Below are 20,169 nucleotides of genomic sequence, written 5' to 3' on the forward strand. Positions count from 1 at the left end.
CCTCAGTCGGTGTCGAACAGGCGCCCGCGGGCGACGAACAGGCTCGTGGTGATCAGCGAGACGACCAGCAGGTCGAGCGCGATGGCCGCGGACCCGTTGAAGTCGTTCTGCGTGAAGGCGAACTGGTAGGCCAGCTGGTTGACGCTGTAGTCGTTGGGTACGACGCCGAAGCTCGCCTGCGAGATCAGCTGTGGCTCGACGAAGAGCTGGGTGCCCGCCGCGAACGCGAGGATCAGGACGTAGGTGATCGACTTGCGGATCATCGGGAGCTGGATGCTCAGCGCGATCCGGACGGGGCTCGCCCCGTCGACCCGGGCCGCCTCGATCACGTCGCTGGGAATGGTGTTGAGCGCGCCGTAGAGCACGAGCACCCAGCCGCCGGCACCGGTCCAGAAGGCGATGACCGCGAAGATCCACGGCAGGTGGCTCGGGGCGATGACCTCCGCGAAGTGGTCACCGGCGATCAGCTTGAGGATCGGCGCGACCGGGCTGACCGTCGGGTCGAGCACGAAGAGCCAGAGCAGCACGCTGGACGCACCCGCGAGGGCGCCGGGGATGTAGTAGGCGAACCGGATGAAGGTCTTGGTCCGCCGGGAGGCGATCTGGTGGACCATCAGCGTCAGGCTCACGACCAGGACCGTGAGCGAGACCAGCCAGATGACCAGGTAGACGGCCACGTGACCGACCGCCGGCCAGAAGCGGTAGTCGGAGGCGGTGCGGGTGAAGTTGGAGAAGCCCGCAAACGCGCCGTCGACGTCGGTGAACGCGAGGTACACCGAGTAGAGCACCGGGATGATGCCGAAGAGCACCAGCAGCGAGACGTACGGGAGCACGAAGAAGTGACCGGCGCGAGGCCTCCAGGAGCCGGCGGTGCGCCGGCTCCCGGAGGCCTCTACCTCGGAGGAGGTCGCTCGCTCGTGGGCGAGAAGGGTCACTTCGAGACCTCGTAGCCCAGGGTCTTGGCCTGGTTCTCGATCTCGGTCTGCCACGCGGGCAGCAGGGACTCGATGGTCTTGCCCTGCGTCATGCCGGCCTGGACGACCTTGGCCCAGATGGCCTCCTGGCTGAACGCCGCGGAGCCCCAGCCCGACCACACCTCACCGGCCGCCTGCTGGAACGGCTCGGAGATGTCGTTGGCGTAGTAGCCGCTCTTCTGCGTCTCGGCCACCCAGTCGGACGCCGCCGACGAGAAGGCCGGGTACGTCGGGGCGAGGGTGCCGTCGAAGGAGGACTGGCTGGTCACCCAGGTGGCGAAGTCGGAGGCCGCGGCGAGGTTCTTGCTGTGCGAGGAGATCCACCAGGCACCGCCACCGACGTTGCCGGTCGAGGTGTCGGAGGCGTCCGACCACTTCAGCGGAGCGGCGGCGGCGATCTCACCGGCCGGGGTCTTCAGGGTGCCCTGGAAGACCGAGCCGCCGTACCACGACGGGCCGGGCAGCATGAGGACCTTGTCGCCCTCGGTCTTGGCGAACTCCGGGCCGAAGAGCGACAGCGTCGACATCGTCTTGTTGGCGATGAGCTTGTCGAGCATCTGCGCGGCCTTCACGCAGTTCGGGTCGGAGGTGTCGACGGTGACCGAGGTGGCGCCGGTGACGTCGTTGGCGGGGCACTCGGCGGCCCACATGTAGATCTCGGGGGTCCAGGCGTCGCCGGCCGTGCCGACGATGTAGCCGGGGTGCTCGGTGGCGACCTTGTCGGCGAGCGCCTCGTAGTCCTCCCACGTGGTGGGGACGGTGTAGCCGAACTGGTCCATGAGCTTCTTGTTGTACCAGAGCACGTTCTGGGCCAGGTCGTTGCGCAGGCAGTAGGAGACGCCGTCGATGGTGCACACGTCCAGGGCGCCGTCGGCGAAGCCGCTGAGGGTGTCGTCGGGGACCAGGCCCTTGTTCATCGCGGCCAGGTCTCCGGTGCCGTCGAAGGAGCCCCACGACGCCGAGTTGTTGTCGGTGGTGAACACGACGTCGGGCCAGCCGGAGCCGGCGCGGTCGAAGAGCTGGAACTTCGTCTTGAAGCTGTTGGACCCGTTCGCGTTGCCGTCGTAGGTGACGATCTTGACCGGGTTGTCCGGGTGCGCCTTGTTGTAGGCCTCGGCGGCCGGCTGCCGGGTGGAGTCGACCCAGACCGTGATCTGCGAGTCACCCTGGGTCTCGGCCTTGAAGCCGTACTGGCTGTCGGAGTCGGCGATGTCCTTGCTGCCGCCGACGCTCGTCCCGCCGCCACAGGCGGCGAGGGCGAAGGCGCCGACGACCACGCCGGCGAGCGCCGCGGCCCGTACGCGGCTGGCTCGGCGAGGACGCCGTCCCGGGGTGAGGTTCGTGGGAACCATCTCCATGCTGCTTCCTTCTCTCGATCTCTTTCGATGAGGCGTTCCGGCGGGCTGCGGGCCAGGAACCTGTGATGGGGATAACATCATACATGTGACGTATGCGCAAGCACCTGACGAGACCTCGTCCCCGACCCCCCGATCCACCCCGTCCGCGATCGCCCGGAACGCCCCCGCGGGCCGTCGGCGACGCCGCAGCCTGGCGACGATCGTGGTGGCCGAGCTGGTCGACGACGTCGTCGGGGGCCGGTACGCCGCGGGCTCGGCGCTGCCCAACGAGGCTGACCTCGGCGCCCGGTTCGGGGTCTCGCGCACCGTCGTGCGCGAGTCGGTCAAGCTGCTGCAGGACCGGGGCCTGGTGCGCAGCCACCAGGGCGTCGGCACGGTCGTGCGGGAGTTCGACGCCTGGGACCTGATCGACGACGACGTGCTGTCCGCGCTGGTCCGCCACGACGAGTCACGCGCCATCCTCGACGAGCTCGTGGCCGTCCGCGCGGGGCTCGAGCGCGACATGGCCGCCGCGACGGCAGGGTCGGGGACGGACGTCGCCGAGGTGCGCGCGGCGTACGAGCGGATGGCGGCGCTGCGCGAGGACCCGATCGCCTTCGGGCTGGCGGACGTCGCCTTCCACGACGCCGTCATGCGGCTCTCGGGCAACCGGCTCGGGCGGGTGATCGTGAACCGGATCCACGACAAGGCGAGGACGACCGAGCGCTACCACGGCGCCGTGACGCCGGAGGCGGTGACGCGGACGCTGGCCGAGCACGCGGCCGTCCTCGCGGCGCTGGAGGCGGCCGACGCCGACGCCGCCGGGACGGCGATGCACGCTCACATCACCGGCTCCTGGGCGCGGCGCCGGCCGGCTCAGACGCTGCGCGACATCAGGAGGTCTGCTGCACCGTCCTCGGACGCAGGTGGGTGATGCCGCCGTCCACGTCGAGCGCGGTGCCGGTGGTCGAGCCCGAGCGCGGGCTGGCCAGGTAGGCCACCGCGTCGGCGACCTCCTGCGGCGTCACCATCCGCCCGGTCGCCTGCCGGGCGTCGAGGGCGGCCTTCTCCTTCACCGGGTCGGGGAACTTCGCGAGCATCCGGTCCACGAAGCCGGTGTGCACGGTGCCGGGCGAGACGCAGTTGACCCGGATGCCCTCGCCGACGTAGTCGGTGGCCATGGCGTACGTGAGCGCCAGGACCGCGCCCTTCGAGGCGTTGTAGGCCACCCGCTGGGGCAGCCCGTTGAGGGCACCGATCGAGCACATGTTGACGATCGCGGCGTGCTCGGAGCCGCGCAGGTGCGGCAGCACAGCGGCCGAGCTGCGCGCGATGCCGACCACGTTGACGTCGAGGACGCGGTGCCAGTCCTCGTCCGAGAGGTCCTCGACGGTCCCGACCGCGCTGATGCCCGCGTTGTTGACGAGCACGTCGATGCCGCCGAGCTCGGCGACCACCTGCGCGACCGCGGCGTCGATCGAGGCCCGGTCCGTCACGTCGCAGGTCACCCCGAGGATCCCGTCGGGCAGCTCGCCGACGTCGAGGTCGAGGGCCGCGACCCGTGCCCCGCGCTCGCCCAGCTCCTCGGCGATCGCGAGGCCGATGCCGGCCGCGCCTCCGGTGACGACGGCGACCAGGCCGTCGTACTCCGCCGGCCGGGTCATCACGCCTGCCCGAAGGTCTGCCGGGCCGAGCCGAGCCCGGTGATCGAGAGCTCGACGACGTCCCCCGCGCGCAGGTAGGGCTTGTCGGCCTGGCCCATCGCGACGCCCGCCGGAGTGCCGGTGTTGATGAGGTCGCCGGGCTCGAGGACCATGAACTGGCTGAGGTACCAGACGACGTGCGCGACGCTGAAGACCATGTCGGCGGTGGTGCCGTCCTGGCGCTGCACGCCGTTGACGGACAGCTCGAGGCGCAGGTCCTGCGGGTCGGGCACCTCGTTGGCGGTGACCAGCTCGCCGCCGAGCGGGTTGAAGGTCTCGCAGCTCTTGCCCTTGTCCCACTGGCCGCCGCGCTCGATCTGGAACTCGCGCTCCGAGACGTCGTGGGAGAGCACGTAGCCGGCGACGTGGTCGAGCGCCTGCTCCGGCGACTCGAGGTAGCGGGCCCGGGTGCCGATGACGACCCCGAGCTCGACCTCCCAGTCGGTCTTCACCGAGTTGCGCGGCACCAGCACCGTGTCGAAGGGGCCGACGACGGTGGAGGGGTCCTTCATGAAGACGACGGGCTCGGCCGGGATCTCGGCGTTGGTCTCCGCCGCGTGGTCGCGGTAGTTCAGGCCGATGCAGACGATCTTGCCCGGGCGTGCGAGGGCGGGACCGACCCGCAGGTCGGCGGCACCGTCGAGCGGCTCGAGGCTGCCGGCCGCGACGGCGTCGGCGACGCGCTCCAGTCCGCCGCCGGCGAAGAACGCCGGGCCGAGATCCTGCGTCAGCGGGCGCAGGTCGAGGTGGGTGCCGTCGACGACGACGGTCGGGATCTCCGAGCCGGCGTCGCCGAGTCGTGCGAGTCGCATGGTGTCTCCTTCGTGCGGTTGCGTTCAGCGGACCACGGGGTCCGAGTGGTCGAGGGTGTCGAGATCGGGTCGGGAGGGCAGCCCCTCCCAGTCGCCGGGCGCGAGGCAGGCGAAGGCGCCGCAGCGCACGGCGGTCCGCAACCGCTCCTCCGGCGGCCTGCCGCCGAGCAGCTCGGCGAGGTAGCCGGCGACGAAGGCGTCCCCGGCCCCGACGGTGTCGACCACCGGGACCGGGACGGCGGGCACGTCGTATGTCGTCGCGGCGAGGCGGGCGACGCAACCGGCGGCACCGCGCTTGAGCACCACGTCGCCGGCGGTCGTCTCGGCGAGCTCGGCGAGCAGCGCGTAGGGGTCGGTCGTCGGGGTGCCGGTCAGCAGGCGCGCCTCGTCCTCGCCCGCGAAGACGACGTCGGCGCGGGCGGCCAGGTCCCGGTAGACGGCGGCGGCGTCCCGGTCGCCCCAGACACGGGCCCGGTGGTTGACGTCGAACGCGACGACCGTGCGGGCGCCGGCCAGGTCGAGCGCGGCGTGCGTTGCGGCTCGCGCGGTGTCGGAGAGACCGGGGGTGATCCCGGTCAGGTGCAGCACGTCGGCGGCGGCGAGAGCCGCGGCCGGCAGGTCCTCGGGGCGCAGCCGGCTCCCGGCGCTGCCGTCGCGGTAGTACCAGACCCGGGCGCGGCCGGGCGAGGTCGTCTCCTTGACCATGAGCGCGGTCGGGGCCGTCTCGTCCGCCTGCGCGAGCACGGTGACGTCCTCGGCGCGCAGCTCGCGCAGCACCCGGGAGCCGAGGGAGTCCCTGCCGACGCGGCCGATCCAGGTGGCCGGCGCACCGAGGCGGCGTACGCCGATCGCGACGTTGCTCTCGGCCCCGCCGATCCCGACGCCGGCGGTCGTGGCGTGGGCGAGGGGGCCGGCGGACACCAGGGCGAGGGTCTCGCCGACCGTGACGAGCCCGCTCACGGCCGCCGCCAGCTGCCGCTGACCGCGAGCACCGTGGGCCGCTCGAGGTAGACGGGAACCAGGTCCGGGGTGATGCCGCCGCTCGGGACGACCCGGACGTCGGGGAAGGGGCCGGCGAGCGCGTCGACCATGGCCGGGCCACCGAGGACCGCGGCGGGGAAGAGCTTCACGGTGCTCAGCCCCACCGCGACGGCGGCCATCACCTCGCCGGGGGTGGCGACACCGGGGAGGACGTCGACGCCGCGGTCGAGGCACCGCGCGACCACGTCGGCCCGGAAGCCGGGTGTCACGACGAAGCGTGCGCCCGCGTCGACGACGGCGTCCACCTGCTCGGTGGTGGTCACGGTGCCGGCCCCGACCAGCACGTCGGTCCGGCCGCCGACCCCGGCGATCGCCTCGACGGCGGCGTCGGTGCGCAGCGCGATCTCGACCAGTCCGTGCCCGGCCGCGGCGATCTCGTCGACCAGCGCCGGGGCCTCGGCGGCGTGGCCGACGACCGCGAGCGGGAGGAACCGCTCACGGGCGAGGACGTCGAGCAGGGTCATCGGCCGAGCCAGCCGCCGTCCACGGGGAGCACGACGCCGTCGACGTAGTCGGAGGCCGGGCTGGCGAGGAAGACCGTGGCGCCGGCGAGGTCGTCGGCGCGGCCCCAGCGGCCGGCCGGGATCCGCTCCAGGATGGAGCGCGAGCGGTCGGGGTCGTCCTGCAGGGCCTGGGTGTTGTCGGTGGCGATGTAGCCGGGCGCGATGGCGTTGACGTTGACGCCACGCGGTGCCCACTCATTGGCGAGGGCCTTGGTGAGACCGGCGATGCCGGACTTCGACGCGGCGTAGCCGGGCACGTTGATGCCGCCCTGGAAGGAGAGCAGCGACGCGGTGAACACGACCTTCCCGGACCCGCGCTCGAGCATGGGGGCCGCGAGCGCCTGGGTGAGCGCGAACTGCGAGGAGAGGTTGACCGCGATCACCTCGTCCCACAGCTCGCGGGCGTGCTCGACCGCCGGCTGGCGGCGGATGGTGCCGGCGTTGTTGACCAGGATGTCCGGCGCCCGCTCGGCGAGCTCGGCACCGAGGGCGGCGACGGCGTCGGTGTCGGCGAAGTCGCAGCGACGGCCCTCGAAGGTGCGACCGGCGGCGGTGACCGACCGGCCCACCTCGCTCGCCCCGGGATCGGCCTCGAGCTGGGCGCTGACCCCGATGACGTCCGCGCCGGCCTCGGCCAGCGCGACGGCCATCGCCAGGCCGATGCCGCGGCGCGCGCCGGTGACGACGGCGAGGCGGCCGGTGAGGTCGAAGGGGCTCACCGGTCCGCCACCTGGCAGTCGACGAGGATCTTCATGGCCCGGCCCGACTCGAGCGCGGTGAACGCGTCGGCCACGGCCGTCAGCGGCACGACCTCGGAGATCACCGCGTCCGCCGGGACCACGCCGCTGGCGAGGAGCTCGACCGCGCGCTCGAAGTCGGTGCGCTCGTAGACACGGGCCCCCAGGAGGCGCAGCTCGCGCCAGAAGACCCGCTGGAGGTCGACCGGCTTGGGCTGCGGGTGGATCGCGACGACCACGACCGTGCCCCGCACCTTGGCCACCGCGGTGGCGCTCAGCACCGCCGCGGCCGCGCCGGAGACCTCGAAGACGACGTCGGCACCGGCACCGCCGGTCCACGACTCGACGACGCCGACGAGGTCGGTCTCGCCGGGGTCGACGGCGCGCAGGCCGAAGCCCTCGATCATCGCGCGGCGACCAGGATCCGGCTCGACGACGAGGACCTCGGCACCCGCGTCGCGGGCGACGACCGCGATGAGCACGCCGATCGGGCCGCCCCCGAGGACGACCGCGCGGTCCCCGGCCGCGAGCTCCGAGCGGCGTACGTCGTGAACGGCCACGGCGACCGGCTCGACCAGCGCGGCATGCCGGAGCGAGAGCCCGGCGGGGAGGCCGACCAGCAGGTCGGCGCGGACGTTCCACCGGCCCTGCAGTGCACCCGGGGAGTCGATGCCGACGAAGTCGAGGTGCTGGCAGACGTGCTGGTGACCCGCGCGGCAGGCCGGGCAGGTGCCGTCCCACACGAGCGGCATGACGGTCACGGCGTCGCCGACGTCCCACCCCCCGACGCCCGCGCCCACGGCGGCGACCAGGCCGGACATCTCGTGGCCGATCACGGCCGGCGTGGCGACCCGGGCGTCCATGTCGCCGTGGAAGACGTGGAGGTCGGTCCCGCAGATGCCGGCGTACGCCACGGCGATCTGGACCTCCCCCGGTCCGGGCGGCAGGACGGCCGCCTCGCCGACCTCGATGGTGCGGGGGGCGACGTAGGACGCGCTGAGCATGGGTGTTCTCTCTCGGTCGGAGGGTCAGGAGTCGAGCTCGGCCCACGCCGGCGCGGGCACGGTGGCGTCCCGGCGGGCCACTAGCTGGGCGACCTGCTCGGGGTCGCGCAGTCCGGCGACCACCGACACGACGGCGGGGTGCCGGAGCGGGAACTGCACGGCCGCGTCGGGGAGGGTCACGCCCCACCGCTCGCAGACGTCGGCGAGGCCGTTGACCCGCGCGAGCAGCTCGGCGCTCGCCGGCTGGTAGTCGTACATGGCGTCGGCGGTCGGTCGCGGCCGCGCGAGGAGCCCGGAGTTGAACGGCGCGGCGGCCACCACGGACACGCCCCGCTCAGCGCAGGTGTCCACGAGCTCCTGCCCGCTGCGGTCGAGCAGGGTCCAGCGGTTCGCGAGCATGACGACGTCGAGGTCGGTCTCGAGGACGGCGCGCAGCGGCACGGCCACCTGGTTCATGCCGATGCCGACGGCGCCGATCACCCCGCTGTCGCGCAGCTCGACCAGCGCGGGGATCGCCTCGGCGATCGCCTGGTCGGCGTGGTCGTCGGGGTCGTGGACGTAGACGATGTCGATCCGGTCGAGCCCCAGGCGCTCCCGGCTCTCCTCGAGGCTGCGCCGGACGCCGGCCGCCGAGAAGTCCCACCGGCGCACCAGGGCGTCGGGCACGTCGAAGCCGCCCGCGGCCAGGTCGGACCCCGTCGGCGCCGGGTGCGGGTCGAGCGCGCGCCCGACCTTCGTCGAGACGGTGAAGGTCGCACGCGGGTAGTCCGCGAGGGCGCGCCCCAGCCGGAGCTCCGAGAGGCCGAGCCCGTAGTGCGGCGCGGTGTCGAAGTAGCGGATGCCGGCGTCGTACGCCGCGGCGACGGCGGCCCGCCCCTCCTCCTCGGTGGTCGCCCGGTAGAGGTTGCCGAGCGAGGCGCCGCCGAAGCCGAGGTCGGTCACCCGGACGTCGGTGCCGCCGATCGGGACCGGGACCGGCGCCACGGTCGGGCCCGTCATGCCGACTCCAGGTCGTACCAGCGGGCGGCGGTGCCGCCCTCGACCTCGGCGCGCTCGTCGTCGGAGAGGCCCGCGACCAGGCGACCGCCGATGCTCGCGACGAGCTCGTACTCGGCGCCCGCGAGCAGGCAGACCGGCCAGTCGGAGCCGACCATGGTGCGCGCGGCGCCGAAGCGGTCCAGGACGGTGTCGGCCGCGGGCTGCAGGTCGGCGAGCCGCCACCGGCTCCAGGACGCCTCGGTGACCAGTCCGGAGAGCTTGACCGCGACGTTCTCGAGCGCCGCCAGGGCGGTCAGGTCGGCGCGCCACTGCGTCAGGTCGCCGCGCGCGATCGGCGGCTTGCCGGCGTGGTCGAGGACGAAGGAGACCTCCGGCAGCTCGGCGACGGCCCGGGTCACGGCGGGGAGCTGCTCGGGCGAGACGACCAGGTCCCAGACCAGGCCGTGCCGGGCGAGGACGCGCAGGCCGCGTCGGACGGCGGGCCGGTCGAGCCAGGCCTTGTCCGGCTCGACCTGGAGCTGGTGCCGGGCGCCGACCAGGTGCCGGCCGCCGGGCAGCTCGCGAGCGGCGGCGACCGTCTCGTCGAGGTCGGGAGCCTCCAGGTCGAACCAACCGACGACGCCGAGCACCAGCGGCTCGGCCGCGGCCAGCGCGAGGAGGTCACGGGTCTCGTCCGGGTCGGCCACGGTGTGCACGACGACGGTGCCGTCGACCTCGGCCTCGGCGAGCTGCGTCGCGAGCTCGGAGAACCGGAACGACCGGCGCAGCACCGGGAGGTCGTCGGTCCAGGGCTGGGGCCGGTCGCGGAGGTCCCAGACGTGGTGGTGCGCGTCGATCCGCATGGCGGCCGGCTCAGTCGCGCGGGGGGATCGAGACGGTGCCGAGGGTCGGCGCGAACGGGTGCGGCTCCGGGGCCAGCAGCCGCTTGCCGGCGCGGTCGGGGCGGACGTGGGGGCCGCCGGTGCTGCCCCAGTCGGCCGACTCGGCGAGCGCCGCGATCGCGGCCTCGTCGACGCGGAGGCCGAGGCCGGGCTCGTCGCCGAGCACGATCGCGCCGTCCGCGATCTCCTGGTCGACGGCGACGCCGACCGGCTCGCCGAGGTCCTGCACCTCGGTGCCGATGTGGTTGGGCACGGCGGCCGCCGCGTGGGCGAGCGGGTTGGCGTTGTAGCCGACCGGGCTGACGGGGAGGTCGAAGGCGTGGGCGAGCGCGGCCACCCGGAGGAAGTGGGTCACCCCCCAGACGCTGCCGGTCTGGACGACGTCGACGGCGCCCGCCTGCAGCAGCGGCCGGAACTGCTCGAGCCCGGTGAGGTTCTCGCCGGTCGCGACGGCGGCTCGGACGGCGCGGGTGATCATGGCGTGACCGTCGGCGTCCCAGCGGCGCACCGGCTCCTCGATCCAGGCGAGGTCGACCTCCTCCTCGATCCGGCGCACGTAGCCGATCGCCTCCTTGCGCGACCACGACTCGTTCGCGTCGAGCATCAGTCGCGGCGCGCCGCCCGTGGCCTCGGCGTAGACGTCCCTGACGAGCGCCAGCCGGCGCAGGTCGCCGTCGAGGTCGAGGCCGCCCTTGACCTTCGCGGCGCGGAAGCCGCGCTCGGCGAAGGCCCGCTGGACCCGGAGCAGCTCGTCGTCGTCGAGCGGTCCGTCGAGGCCCGAGGCGTACGCCGGCACCACGCGGTCCCGTGCGCCGAGGAGGCGCCACAGCGGCTGGTCGGCCGCCTTGGCCTTGAGGTCCCAGAGCGCCATGTCGAGCGCGCCGATCGCTCCGAAGGTCGAGCCGGCGTGGCCGGACTTGAAGACCGCGGCCAGCATCCGGTCGTAGAGGGCCGTGACCGACCGCGGGTCCTCGCCCTCGAGGGCGCCGAAGACGGCGTCGAAGCCGTCGCTGGCGCCGAGCCCGACACCGGTCAGGCCGGCGTCGGTGTCGACGAGCACGATCGGGATGCTGGTGACGCCGGAGGCGACGTACCCGTTCACGTCACCGATCGGGCGGCCCCAGCGGTGCAGGGTCGTCAGCGTCCGGTAGCCCGTGATGCGCATCCGTGCACGTCCTCCCGGCCGCGGTGCGGCGTCGTGTCCAGGGCCGGTCGTTCCGGCCTGGGAAGCACATCATCAAACATATGATGTCTGATGTCAATGCGGACGAGTCCAGTCCGGCGGCCGATCGCCGCCCGCCAAAGGTCTGACGTCCTACACTCCTGCGCATGGCGAGGGAACGCGAGCAGGGTCAGGTCCTGGCCCAGAACCGGACGCCCACCCCGATGCTCGGCGTGGCGGTGGTCGAGGACCTGGTCGACGCGATCGTGTCGGGTCGTCTCGAGCCCGGCGACTCGCTGCCGCCCGAGGGCCCGCTCAGCGAGCAGTTCGGCGTGAGCCGCACCGTGATCCGCGAGTCGGTCAAGCGGGTCGAGGAGAAGGGCCTGGTCACGATCGCCCGCGGCCGCGGCACCCAGGTGCGCCCGACCGCGTCCTGGAACATCCTCGACCGCGTGGTGCTCACCGCCCTGATCAAGCACGACGACACCCTCGGCGTCCTCGACGAGCTGAGCGTGGTGCGTGCCCAGCTCGAGTCGGTGATGGCGGCCGAGGCCGCCCGGACCCGCGACGACCAGGAGCTGGCCCGCCTCGACGCGGCGCTCGAGCGGATGCGCTCGACCATCGACGACCAGGCGGAGTTCCGCCGGGCCGACATCGAGTTCCACGAGCTGGTGATGTCGATGTCGGGCAACCGGCTCGCCGAGTCCATCGCCCGCATCCTCATGGAGCGGGCGCTCGAGAGCTGGCGCTACCACGGCGTCGACACCCCGGACGCGTTCGCGATCACCCTCGGTGAGCACGTCGCGATCCACGCCGCGATCACCGAGCAGGACGCCGTCCGCGCCCAGGACTCCATGAACGGCCACATCCTCGAGTCCTGGCGGCGGCGCCGGCTCCCCGACCACGCAGGGAAGCCGGGTCGCTCCTGACCGCAGCTCAGCCGGTCCGGCCGAAGCGGAAGACCGACGCGTAGCGGCGCTCCTCGCCGTGCTCGAGCCAGATCATGCTGCCGTCCTCGCGGGCGGCGGCGTCGCCGGCGACGTGATGCGTCGACGGCTCCAGGCCGACCGCCCAGGCGCCCTCGCGCAGGTTGAGCCACTCGAAGAAGCAGGGGAACGCCGTCGCGTCGACGTCCACCTCGAAGTAGCGGCCCAGCGCGGGGTTGACCAGGCCGACGCGGTGCCGCCCGTCGGGGTCGGCCGCCAGGTGGTGCTCGTAGACCTGCTCGACGAACCCGGGCTGCGGCTGGTGGAAGACGAGGTGGTCGGCGCCCTGCTCGGCGACGCTGTCGGTCTGCCACAGCGTCCGCTCGATGTCGGCGACGAAGCGGGTGCCCTCGTCGAGGAAGGGCCAGCCGACGTTCACGTGGTAGAGGAACATGTGTGGCGTCGGGTCGAAGCCGGCGTTGATGACGGTGTCGGTCAGCCGGATCTCGGTCCCGCCCAGGTCGGCCTCGATGCGCCGCCGCAGCACCAGGTGCTCGCCGAAGTTGGTCGCCTGCACGACCTCGCCCTCGGCCCAGAGCACGCAGTGGTCCTCGGCGACCCAGTCCTCGCCGTACCCGACCAGCCGGGCCGGGATGTTGGCGACCCGGCCGTGCAGGCCGTGCCGGACGGTCTGCTTGGGCGGGTAGCGGTAGTGGGTGGCGTCGACGTCGCCGCCGAAGAGGGTGTGGTCGAGGCCGGCCGTAACGACGAGCCCCGACATGCTGCGCAGCCAGGACAGGCCCTCCTCGTCGGCGTGCTCGTGGAGGCCGGGGTGGCGGAAGCCGGTCGGCGAGCGCCATCCGACGGTGATGCCGTCGAGCTCGGCCACGCCGATGTCCATCGCGCGGTCGACGAGGACCTCGAAGTAGAGGCCGCCGCCGGTCCGGAACTCCAGCACCCGGATGCCGCGGCCGGCGCCGTCGTCGAGGACGACGCTGCGCACCCCGCCGTACGCGCTCGTCTCGCCGGCGTGCCGGGCGATCTCGAGGCGGGACGGGACCGTGTCGTTGCTGCTCATGCCATCACCCAGCCGCCGTTGACCTCGATGGTCTGACCGGTGACGAAGGCGGCGTCCGGGCCGGTCAGGAAGGACACGACGGCGGCGAGCTCGGCGGGGGTGCCGCGCCGCTTGAGCGACTGCCGCTCGACCACCATGTCGCTGTAGGCCTCGGGGTCGTCGTAGATCTCCTCGGCGGCGGTCTTGAAGGCGCCCGGAGAGACCGCGTTGACCCGGATGCCCGCAGGTCCCAGCTCGCGGGCCAGGGCGCGGGTCATCGCGACGGCGCCGCCCTTGGTGGTCACGTACGCCGCGAGCTGCTCCCAGCCGCCGTGCATCGTGATCGAGGCGACGTTGACGATCGAGCGGTCCCCGGCCGCGCCACCGGCCATCTGCCGCCCGGCGAGCTGGGCGCAGAGCCAGTAGCCGCGCTGGTTGACCGCGTGGACGGCGTCGTAGTCGGCCACGTCCATCTCCAGGAAGGGCACGGTCGGGTAGATCGCGGCGTTGTTGACCAGGGCGGTGACCGGACCGAGCCCGGACCGGACGGCCTCGAAGAAGTCCGCCAGCGCACCCTCGTCGCGCAGGTCCACGACCCGGTCGAGCACGGTGGCCCCGGTCGACCGGACCAGGTCGGCGGTCTCCCGCAGCGACGCCTCGTCGACGTCGGTCAGCGCGAGCGCCCGTCCGTCCTCGGCCAGCCGCACCGCGATCGCCCGACCGAGCGATCCGCCCGCTCCGGTCACGACGGCAACACTCATGACACAGCTCCTCTCCGGCTGTCCCTCTCCAACAGGTCCGCGCGGGCACCCTCGACGACGGCGCGCATCGCGGTCTCGGCCTTGCGGTGGTGGCCGCGCAGCACGGCGGCGGCGACCTCCTCGTGCGCGGCCAACGTCTCGCGGTTGTGTCCCGCCGACGCCGAGTGCAGCGGGCGTACGGCGCCGAACGCCGCCTCGATCTGGTCGTGCACGTGCAGCAGCAGGTCGTTCCCGGCGGCCACGAAGACGGCGCGGTGGAACGCGAGGTCGGCGCGCACGAACTCCTCGTCGGCGTCCTCGACGGTCGCCCACAGCCCGCTCATCGCGAGGCCCACCGCACGCCGGGCCGCCAGGTCGGTCGACTCGGCGGCGAGCCGGGCCGCTCCCGGCTCGAGCGCGACCCGCAGGTCGGCGATCATCGCGAGGTCGACCGACCGCGACTCCGCGAACCGCCAGCGCAGGACGTCGGCGTCGAGGAGGTTCCAGGTCTCGCGGGCGCGGACCCGAGTGCCGGCGCTCCGCCGGGTCTCGACCAGGCCCTTGCCGGCCAGCACCTTGACTCCCTCGCGCACGGCCGAGCGGCCGACCGCCAGCTCGCCGGCGAGCACGTCCTCGGTGGGCAGCAGCGTGCCCGCGGGCAGGTCGAGCCGCACGATGCGGGCACCGAGCTCCTGGACCACGCGGACGTGCCGGTCAGCGGCCATCGCTCAGGCCTCCCCGAGCAGCGCGGCGTAGCGCACGTTGACGTCCGCGAGGGCGGCGGTGGGATCGCGGTCCTCGACCACGGCGCACCGGACGACCTCGGACAGCTCGTCCTGCAGCGGGATCCAGCCCGGGACCCGGGGCCGCACCCAGGCGGCCTCCAGGGTCGCGACGGTGTCGCGGTAGAACGGCTCCTCGCCGTGCCACACGGCCCGGTGCGCCGGCTGGCCTCCTGCCTCCGGCACGAGCGAGGTCTGCACCTCGTCGTCGAGGAAGCCGTGCACCCAGGCGCGCACCGCGCTGTCGCCCGCGGACCGGGCGGCGACGGCGAGGCCGGTCCCGCCCAGCACGCTCAGCGGCACGTCGCCGCGCCAGGTGGGGGCGTCGCTCCAGGCCAGTCGCTCGGCGTACGTCGTGACGTAGCCGTAGGCGAGCGGGCACCAGTCGGCGCCCTCGCCGGAGGCGATCAGCTCGTGGATGCCGATCGGGTCGAGCACCTCGCCGCCGCTGCGCGCGAAGACCGCACGGAGCAGGGCGATCGCGTCGGCGGCGACGGCCGGGTCGAGCAGGACCGCGGGGTCGGCGGGCTGCTGCCCGGAGCACATCGCGAGCAGCATCAGGCCCGCGTGCGGCCCGGCCAGGCAGAGCGCGACCGGGTGCTCGTCCGCAAGTGCGGGCACGTCCTCCCAGCGGCGTACGACGGGGACACCCGGGCGCCGGACCCCGACCTGCGCGGCCGCGTCGATCGGCACCGCGTAGGTCCGGCCGTCGAAGCGGTAGCTGGCGCCGCTGGCACCGACCGCACTGCCGACCACCCGGTCGAGCTCGTCGCCGTCGAGGAGGTCCTCGAAGGCGACGACCGCACCGTCGCTGATCGCCGCGCCCAGGCCGGGGTGGTCGACGACCATGAAGTCGTAGCGGCTGGCCAGGTCGGCGATCGGGTGCGCCTCGAAGGCGGACAGCGGCTGCCGGTCCCAGCCCACGTGAGGTGCGAGACCCGCGGCGTCGAACGCGTCGAGCCCGAGCCAGGCCCGCGGGTGCTCCCAGGTCATCCCGCGCAGCGCCGGGTCGGTCACGCGACGACCTTGGCCTGCACGAGCGCCTCGACCTCCGCGTCGGTCAGGCCGAGCTCGGCGAGGATCTCGCCGGTGTGCTGGCCGACGGTCGGGGCGCCGCGCTCGACCGTCGCCGGGGTCGCGGTCAGGCGGAACGCGAAGCCGGGCGTCGTCACGGTGCCCTCGGTCGGGTGCTCGTAGGTGACGAAGCTGCCGTTGTGCCGCACCTGCGGGTCGTCGATCACGTCGTCGTAGGAGTTGACCGGACCGACCCAGACGCCGCGACCGCCGAGCCGCTCGAGCCATGAGGCGGTGGTGTCGGTGCGCAGGTGCCGCGCGACCGCGGCCGAGATCGCGTCGCGGTGCTTGAAGCCGTCGCGCTCGGCGTCCCACTGCGCCAGGTCGGCGTCCCCGAAGACCTCGGCGAGCAGGCCGAGGTCGGCGAAGGCGAGCGCGATGTAGGAGTCGCTGGTCGGGAAGATTCCGTACGGCGCCCGGATGTAGGAGTGGGCGTGGATCTCGTGGCCGCGGGTCTGCGGGATGCCGCCGACCGTGCGCACCGAGAGCTCCTGCATCTGCATCGCGAGCATCGCGTCGAGCATGTTCACCTCGACCTTCTGGCCCTCGCCCGTGCGCTCGCGGTGGAGCAGCGCGGCGAGGACGCCCTCGAAGGCGGAGTACGCCGTGATCGCGTCGGCGACGAAGGAGGGGCCGGCCTGCGGCGGGTCCTCGGTGCGGCCGGCGCTGTAGAGCGCGCCGCTGAGGCTCTGCAGCAGCAGGTCCTGACCGGGCCGGTCGACGTACGGACCGTCCTCGCCGTACCCGCTCATCGAGACGTAGACGATGTCGGGCCGCACCGCGCGGATCGCCTCGTGGTCGAGGCCGAGCCGGGCCGCGACGCCGGGACGGTAGTTCTGCAGGAAGACGTCGGCGTCGGCGGCCAGGCGGAGCACGAGCTCCTTGCCGGCCGCGCTCTTGAGGTCGACCGCCAGGCTGCGCTTGTTGCGGTTGAGGGAGAGGAAGGAGGCGTTCACCTCGTTGCCGACGGCACCGCCGGCCGAGGTGTGCCGCTGCCACTCCCCCGTCACGGGTTCGATCTTGAGCACGTCGGCGCCGAGGTCGCCGAGGCGCATGGCGGCCAGCGGGCCGGCCATGGCGATGGACAGGTCGAGGACGCGGTAGCCGGAGAGGACGGACATCGGCAGCCTTCAGGTCGTGGGGAGGTGGAGCACGCCGTCGACGCGACGGGGGATGCCGTCGTGGTCGTCGCGCAGCTCCTCGGGGAGGACGGAGGCGGGGGCGGACTGCCAGGCGACCGGCCGCTGGAAGCGACGGACCGCCGTGGCGCCGACCGAGGTGAAGAGGGTGTTGGTGCCCGGCCAGGGGCCGCCGTGGTGCTGGGCCCAGCCGACGGAGACGCCGGTCGGGTAGCCGTTCCACACGACCCGGCCGACCCGGTTCGGTAGCGAGCGCGCGAGGTCGGCGCCGAGCCGGTCGTCGTCCTCGCCGTGCACGGTCGCGGTCAGCGCGCCGGGCAGCGCGTCGATCGCCGCGTCGAGGTCGGCGGCCCCGTCGTACCGGGCGATGACGAGGTAGGGCCCGAAGACCTCCTCGAGCAGCTCCGGGGTGAGCTCGCCGGCCTCGACCTCGACGATCGTCGGCGTGACGGCGCGGGTGTCGGCCCGCCCGGCGGCGGTCTCGTAGGCGTGCCGGATGCCGTCGGTGAGCATCGTGAAGGTGCGGCCCTCGGCCGCCGTCGTCACGGCGTCGCGCAGCCCGTCGCCGTCGGCGCCGGCGGGCACGAGGGCCAGTCCCGGCTTGGTGCAGAACTGACCGGCACCCAGGGTGAAGGAGTCCGCGAGTCCCCTGCCGATCTCCTCGGCCCGGACGGCGGCCGCCGCCGGCGTCACGACGAAGGCGTTGACGCTGCCGAGCTCGCCGTAGAACGGGATCGGCTCGGGCCGGGCGGCCGCGAGGTCGGCGAGGGCCCGGCCGCCGCGGGTCGAGCCGGTGAAGCCGACGGCGCGCACGTGCGGGTCGCGCACCAGCGCGGCGCCGGCCGCGCGGCCGAGGACGAGCGAGATCACGCCGTCCGGCAGCACCGCGCGCATCGCCTCGAAGCAGAGCACGGACGTCGCCGGGTGGGCCTCGTGGGCCTTGACGACGACCGGGCACCCGGCGGCGAGCGCCGAGGCGGTGTCGCCGCCCGGCACGGAGAACGCGAGCGGGAAGTTGCTGGCACCGAAGACCGCGACCGGGCCGACCGGCACGAGCATCCGGCGCAGGTCGGGGCGCGGGCCCATCGGCGAGGTGTCGGCGTGGTCGATGGTGGCCTCCAGGTAGGAGCCCTCCCGCACGACCTCGGCGAAGAAGCGGAGCTGGAAGCAGGTGCGCGCGAGCTCGCCGGTCAGGCGCGGCTCACCGAGGGCGGTCTCGGCGTCGGCGGTGGCGATGATCTCCGCCGACCGCGCCTCGAGCGCGGCGGCGACGTCCTCCAGCGCGCCTGCCCGATCGGCGCGCGACAGCGCCGCCCAGCCGGGGGCGGCGGCCGCGGCAGCCGCGCAGGTCGCGGCCACCTCGGCGGCCGAGGTCTCGTCGTACGACGCGCCGCGCGGCTCGCCCGTGCGAGCGTCGATGCTGGTGATGCTCATCGCGCGGGCACCTCCTGCACCCGGTGGACCAGGTGGGCGATCCCGGCCTTGCCGACCACCACCGGGTTGGTCAGCACGCCGAGGCCGACGAGCTCGATCGACACGACGTCGCCACCCTCGAGGGTGAAGGGCAGGTCGGGCACCAGACTGGTCCCGGTCGCGAGGACCACGCCCTGAGGGAAGTCGTCCTCGCGGAAGAGGTAGCCGACCAGGTCCTCGAGCCGGCGGTGCAGCTGCGCGGTGCTGGCCTCGCCCTTCCAGACGACCTCGCCCCCGCGCTCGATCGACATCAGGATCGGCAGCGCCCGCGGGTCGGACACCTCCCAGGCGGGGGTGATGCCCGGGCCGACGGCGCACGCGCCGAGGTAGGCCTTGGCCTGCGGCAGGTAGAGCGGGTTCTCGCCCTCGATGCTGCGGGAGCTGACGTCATTGCAGATCGTGTAGCCGACGATCTCGCCGTACGCGTTGGCGACGACGGCGAGCTCCGGCTCGGGCACGTTGACCGGGGAGTCGGCGCGCACGCTGACCGGCTCGCCGGTGCCGGCGACCCGCCACGACGCGCCCTTGAAGAAGAGCTCGGGCCGCTCCGCGTCGTAGACGCGGTCGTAGATGTCGGCCTCCTTCTCGCTCTCCTCCATGCGCGCCTCGCGCGATCGCTCGTAGGTGACGCCCGCCGCCCAGACCTCGGTCAGCCCGCTGACCGGCGCCTGGAGCACATGCCCGGGCGCCGGCACCGGGGCGGCCGCCACGGCCATCTCGACGGCCGTGCGGAGGTCGGCGGCCGACCAGGAGAGGAGCTCGTGGATCTCGAGCGACAACGGGTGCAGCCCGTCCTCGGCGAGGACGGCGCTGACGGCGGGGGCGCCGTCGGAGAGGCGGGCACGGACGATCTGCACCGAGTGGCCTTTCGAGGTCGAGGGTCGAGAACGGTTGAAAGGTATGACGTCATACTCATAGAGTCAAGGCGTTCATCCGACGAAGCGCCGGCTTCGTCCGACCAACCGCTCACGAACCGCTGACGAGGGAGTCCCCATGGCCGAGCCGACCGACGGCGCCATCCGCTTCGAGATCGACCGGGACGCCCGGATCGCGACGATCACCCTCGACCGGCCGGCCAAGCTCAACGCGCTCACCCCGGCGATGGCGCGCGACCTGGTGGCCGCGGTCGCGACGTGCAACGGCGACGACGACGTCCGCGCCGTGGTGCTGACCGGCGCCGGCGACCGGTCCTTCTCGGTCGGCTCGGACGTCACGGCGCTCGACTCGTACGCGACGCCGTGGGACTTCCGCAACCGGGTCGACTACTGCGACGCGCTGCGCCGGCTGCTCAAGCCGTCGATCGCCGCGATCAACGGCTACGCGCTCGGCGGCGGCCTCGAGACCGCGCTCTCCTGCGACATCCGGCTCGCCTCGACGACCGCCCGCCTGGGCGCCCCCGAGGTCAAGCTCGGCTGGATCGGCGGCGGCGGGATGTCGGCGTTCCTCTCCCGCGCCGCGGGACCCAGCAACGCCGCCCTGATGCTGATGACCGGCGACCCGGTCCTGGCCGAGCAGGCGCTCGCCTGGCAGCTCGTCTCCGAGGTGCACGAGCCGGACGCGCTGGTGCCGCGCGCGCTCGAGCTCGCCGCCACCATCGCCGCGCGCGCCCCGATCGCGGTCGAGACGGCCAAGGTCAACCTGCGCGCGGCCACCGCGATGTCGGAGGACCACGCCCTGGAGTACGAGCGCGACCTGCAGACCATCTGCTTCGCCACCGAGGACGCTGCCGAGGGACGCCGGGCGTTCGCGGAGAAACGCGCCCCGGAGTTCCGCCGGCGCTAGCCGATGGGCGGGCGAGCCGGCGATCCCGACCCGTTGCCGTGAC

At 73.6% G+C, this 20,169-nt stretch carries 21 protein-coding genes; 3 read left to right on the top strand and 18 right to left on the bottom strand.

Annotated features, from left to right (window positions below):
* Positions 1-2: 2 nt before the first annotated feature.
* Positions 3-935, bottom strand: a complete 933-nt coding sequence (locus K8U61_RS22570; protein WP_224125265.1) for a carbohydrate ABC transporter permease — start codon at positions 933-935, stop codon at positions 3-5.
* Positions 932-2,332, bottom strand: coding sequence for an ABC transporter substrate-binding protein (locus K8U61_RS22575; RefSeq protein WP_224125266.1), 1,401 nt, complete (start codon positions 2,330-2,332; stop codon positions 932-934). Before K8U61_RS22575 ends, K8U61_RS22570 begins: the two co-directional genes overlap by 4 nt.
* Positions 2,333-2,537: 205 nt before the next feature.
* Between K8U61_RS22575 and K8U61_RS22580 the strand changes: the two genes are divergently transcribed.
* Positions 2,538-3,245: a FadR/GntR family transcriptional regulator gene (locus K8U61_RS22580; RefSeq protein WP_224125267.1), complete on the top strand. Its 708-nt coding sequence runs from the start codon at positions 2,538-2,540 to the stop codon at positions 3,243-3,245.
* Here the strand turns inward: K8U61_RS22580 and K8U61_RS22585 are convergent.
* From K8U61_RS22585 to K8U61_RS22625, 9 genes are read right to left on the bottom strand one after another with little or no spacing between them, the layout of a single operon-like run.
* A complete protein-coding gene (locus K8U61_RS22585) occupies positions 3,205-3,975 on the bottom strand; it encodes an SDR family NAD(P)-dependent oxidoreductase (protein WP_224125294.1) in 771 nt (256 codons plus the stop codon). The genes K8U61_RS22580 and K8U61_RS22585 overlap by 41 nt on opposite strands.
* Entirely contained in the window at positions 3,975-4,826 is an 852-nt protein-coding gene (locus K8U61_RS22590) for a fumarylacetoacetate hydrolase family protein (protein ID WP_224125268.1), read from the bottom strand. The genes K8U61_RS22585 and K8U61_RS22590 overlap by 1 nt, the downstream gene beginning before the upstream one ends.
* 24 nt (positions 4,827-4,850) lie before the next feature.
* The gene (locus K8U61_RS22595) at positions 4,851-5,786 is read right to left on the bottom strand and encodes a sugar kinase (RefSeq protein ID WP_224125269.1); all 936 of its coding nucleotides are present in this window, start codon (positions 5,784-5,786) and stop codon (positions 4,851-4,853) included.
* On the bottom strand, positions 5,783-6,331 hold the full coding sequence (eda, locus tag K8U61_RS22600) for a bifunctional 4-hydroxy-2-oxoglutarate aldolase/2-dehydro-3-deoxy-phosphogluconate aldolase (protein ID WP_224125270.1): 549 nt from the start codon (positions 6,329-6,331) through the stop codon (positions 5,783-5,785). The genes K8U61_RS22595 and eda overlap by 4 nt, the downstream gene beginning before the upstream one ends.
* Positions 6,328-7,089, bottom strand: a complete 762-nt coding sequence (locus K8U61_RS22605; protein WP_224125271.1) for an SDR family oxidoreductase — start codon at positions 7,087-7,089, stop codon at positions 6,328-6,330. Before K8U61_RS22605 ends, eda begins: the two co-directional genes overlap by 4 nt.
* Positions 7,086-8,111 (bottom strand): zinc-dependent alcohol dehydrogenase, encoded by a 1,026-nt coding sequence (locus tag K8U61_RS22610; RefSeq protein WP_224125272.1) that lies wholly within the window; start codon positions 8,109-8,111, stop codon positions 7,086-7,088. Before K8U61_RS22610 ends, K8U61_RS22605 begins: the two co-directional genes overlap by 4 nt.
* A 24-nt stretch (positions 8,112-8,135) precedes the next feature.
* A complete protein-coding gene (locus K8U61_RS22615) occupies positions 8,136-9,110 on the bottom strand; it encodes an aldo/keto reductase (protein WP_224125273.1) in 975 nt (324 codons plus the stop codon).
* Entirely contained in the window at positions 9,107-9,952 is an 846-nt protein-coding gene (locus K8U61_RS22620; RefSeq protein WP_224125274.1) for an amidohydrolase family protein, read from the bottom strand. Before K8U61_RS22620 ends, K8U61_RS22615 begins: the two co-directional genes overlap by 4 nt.
* 10 nt (positions 9,953-9,962) lie before the next feature.
* Positions 9,963-11,156: a mandelate racemase/muconate lactonizing enzyme family protein gene (locus tag K8U61_RS22625; RefSeq protein WP_263427591.1), complete on the bottom strand. Its 1,194-nt coding sequence runs from the start codon at positions 11,154-11,156 to the stop codon at positions 9,963-9,965.
* A 164-nt stretch (positions 11,157-11,320) separates the two neighbouring features.
* Here K8U61_RS22625 and K8U61_RS22630 point away from each other — a divergent pair, with 164 nt between their 5' ends.
* Positions 11,321-12,082, top strand: coding sequence for a FadR/GntR family transcriptional regulator (locus tag K8U61_RS22630; protein WP_224125275.1), 762 nt, complete (start codon positions 11,321-11,323; stop codon positions 12,080-12,082).
* Positions 12,083-12,089: 7 nt separating this feature from the next.
* On the opposite strand, the gene K8U61_RS22635 is transcribed toward K8U61_RS22630, so the two are convergent.
* From K8U61_RS22635 to K8U61_RS22665, 7 genes are read right to left on the bottom strand one after another with little or no spacing between them, the layout of a single operon-like run.
* Entirely contained in the window at positions 12,090-13,157 is a 1,068-nt protein-coding gene (locus K8U61_RS22635) for an aldose 1-epimerase family protein (RefSeq protein ID WP_224125276.1), read from the bottom strand.
* Entirely contained in the window at positions 13,154-13,897 is a 744-nt protein-coding gene (locus tag K8U61_RS22640; protein ID WP_224125277.1) for an SDR family NAD(P)-dependent oxidoreductase, read from the bottom strand. The genes K8U61_RS22635 and K8U61_RS22640 overlap by 4 nt, the downstream gene beginning before the upstream one ends.
* Positions 13,894-14,601, bottom strand: coding sequence for a FadR/GntR family transcriptional regulator (locus tag K8U61_RS22645; protein WP_224125278.1), 708 nt, complete (start codon positions 14,599-14,601; stop codon positions 13,894-13,896). The genes K8U61_RS22640 and K8U61_RS22645 overlap by 4 nt, the downstream gene beginning before the upstream one ends.
* Positions 14,602-14,604: 3 nt before the next feature.
* A complete protein-coding gene (locus tag K8U61_RS22650) occupies positions 14,605-15,675 on the bottom strand; it encodes a type 2 periplasmic-binding domain-containing protein (RefSeq protein ID WP_224125279.1) in 1,071 nt (356 codons plus the stop codon).
* Positions 15,672-16,853, bottom strand: a complete 1,182-nt coding sequence (locus K8U61_RS22655) for a CaiB/BaiF CoA transferase family protein (protein ID WP_224125280.1) — start codon at positions 16,851-16,853, stop codon at positions 15,672-15,674. Before K8U61_RS22655 ends, K8U61_RS22650 begins: the two co-directional genes overlap by 4 nt.
* A 9-nt stretch (positions 16,854-16,862) precedes the next feature.
* The gene (locus tag K8U61_RS22660) at positions 16,863-18,305 is read right to left on the bottom strand and encodes an aldehyde dehydrogenase (NADP(+)) (protein ID WP_224125281.1); all 1,443 of its coding nucleotides are present in this window, start codon (positions 18,303-18,305) and stop codon (positions 16,863-16,865) included.
* Positions 18,302-19,201, bottom strand: a complete 900-nt coding sequence (locus K8U61_RS22665) for a fumarylacetoacetate hydrolase family protein (RefSeq protein ID WP_224125282.1) — start codon at positions 19,199-19,201, stop codon at positions 18,302-18,304. Before K8U61_RS22665 ends, K8U61_RS22660 begins: the two co-directional genes overlap by 4 nt.
* Positions 19,202-19,337: 136 nt before the next feature.
* Here K8U61_RS22665 and K8U61_RS22670 point away from each other — a divergent pair, with 136 nt between their 5' ends.
* Positions 19,338-20,126, top strand: coding sequence for an enoyl-CoA hydratase/isomerase family protein (locus tag K8U61_RS22670; RefSeq protein WP_224125283.1), 789 nt, complete (start codon positions 19,338-19,340; stop codon positions 20,124-20,126).
* The last annotated feature ends 43 nt before the right edge of the window (positions 20,127-20,169 follow it).

The sequence above is a fragment of the Nocardioides mangrovi genome, from assembly GCF_020073815.1.
Taxonomy (GTDB): Bacteria; Actinomycetota; Actinomycetes; order Propionibacteriales; family Nocardioidaceae; genus Nocardioides; species Nocardioides mangrovi.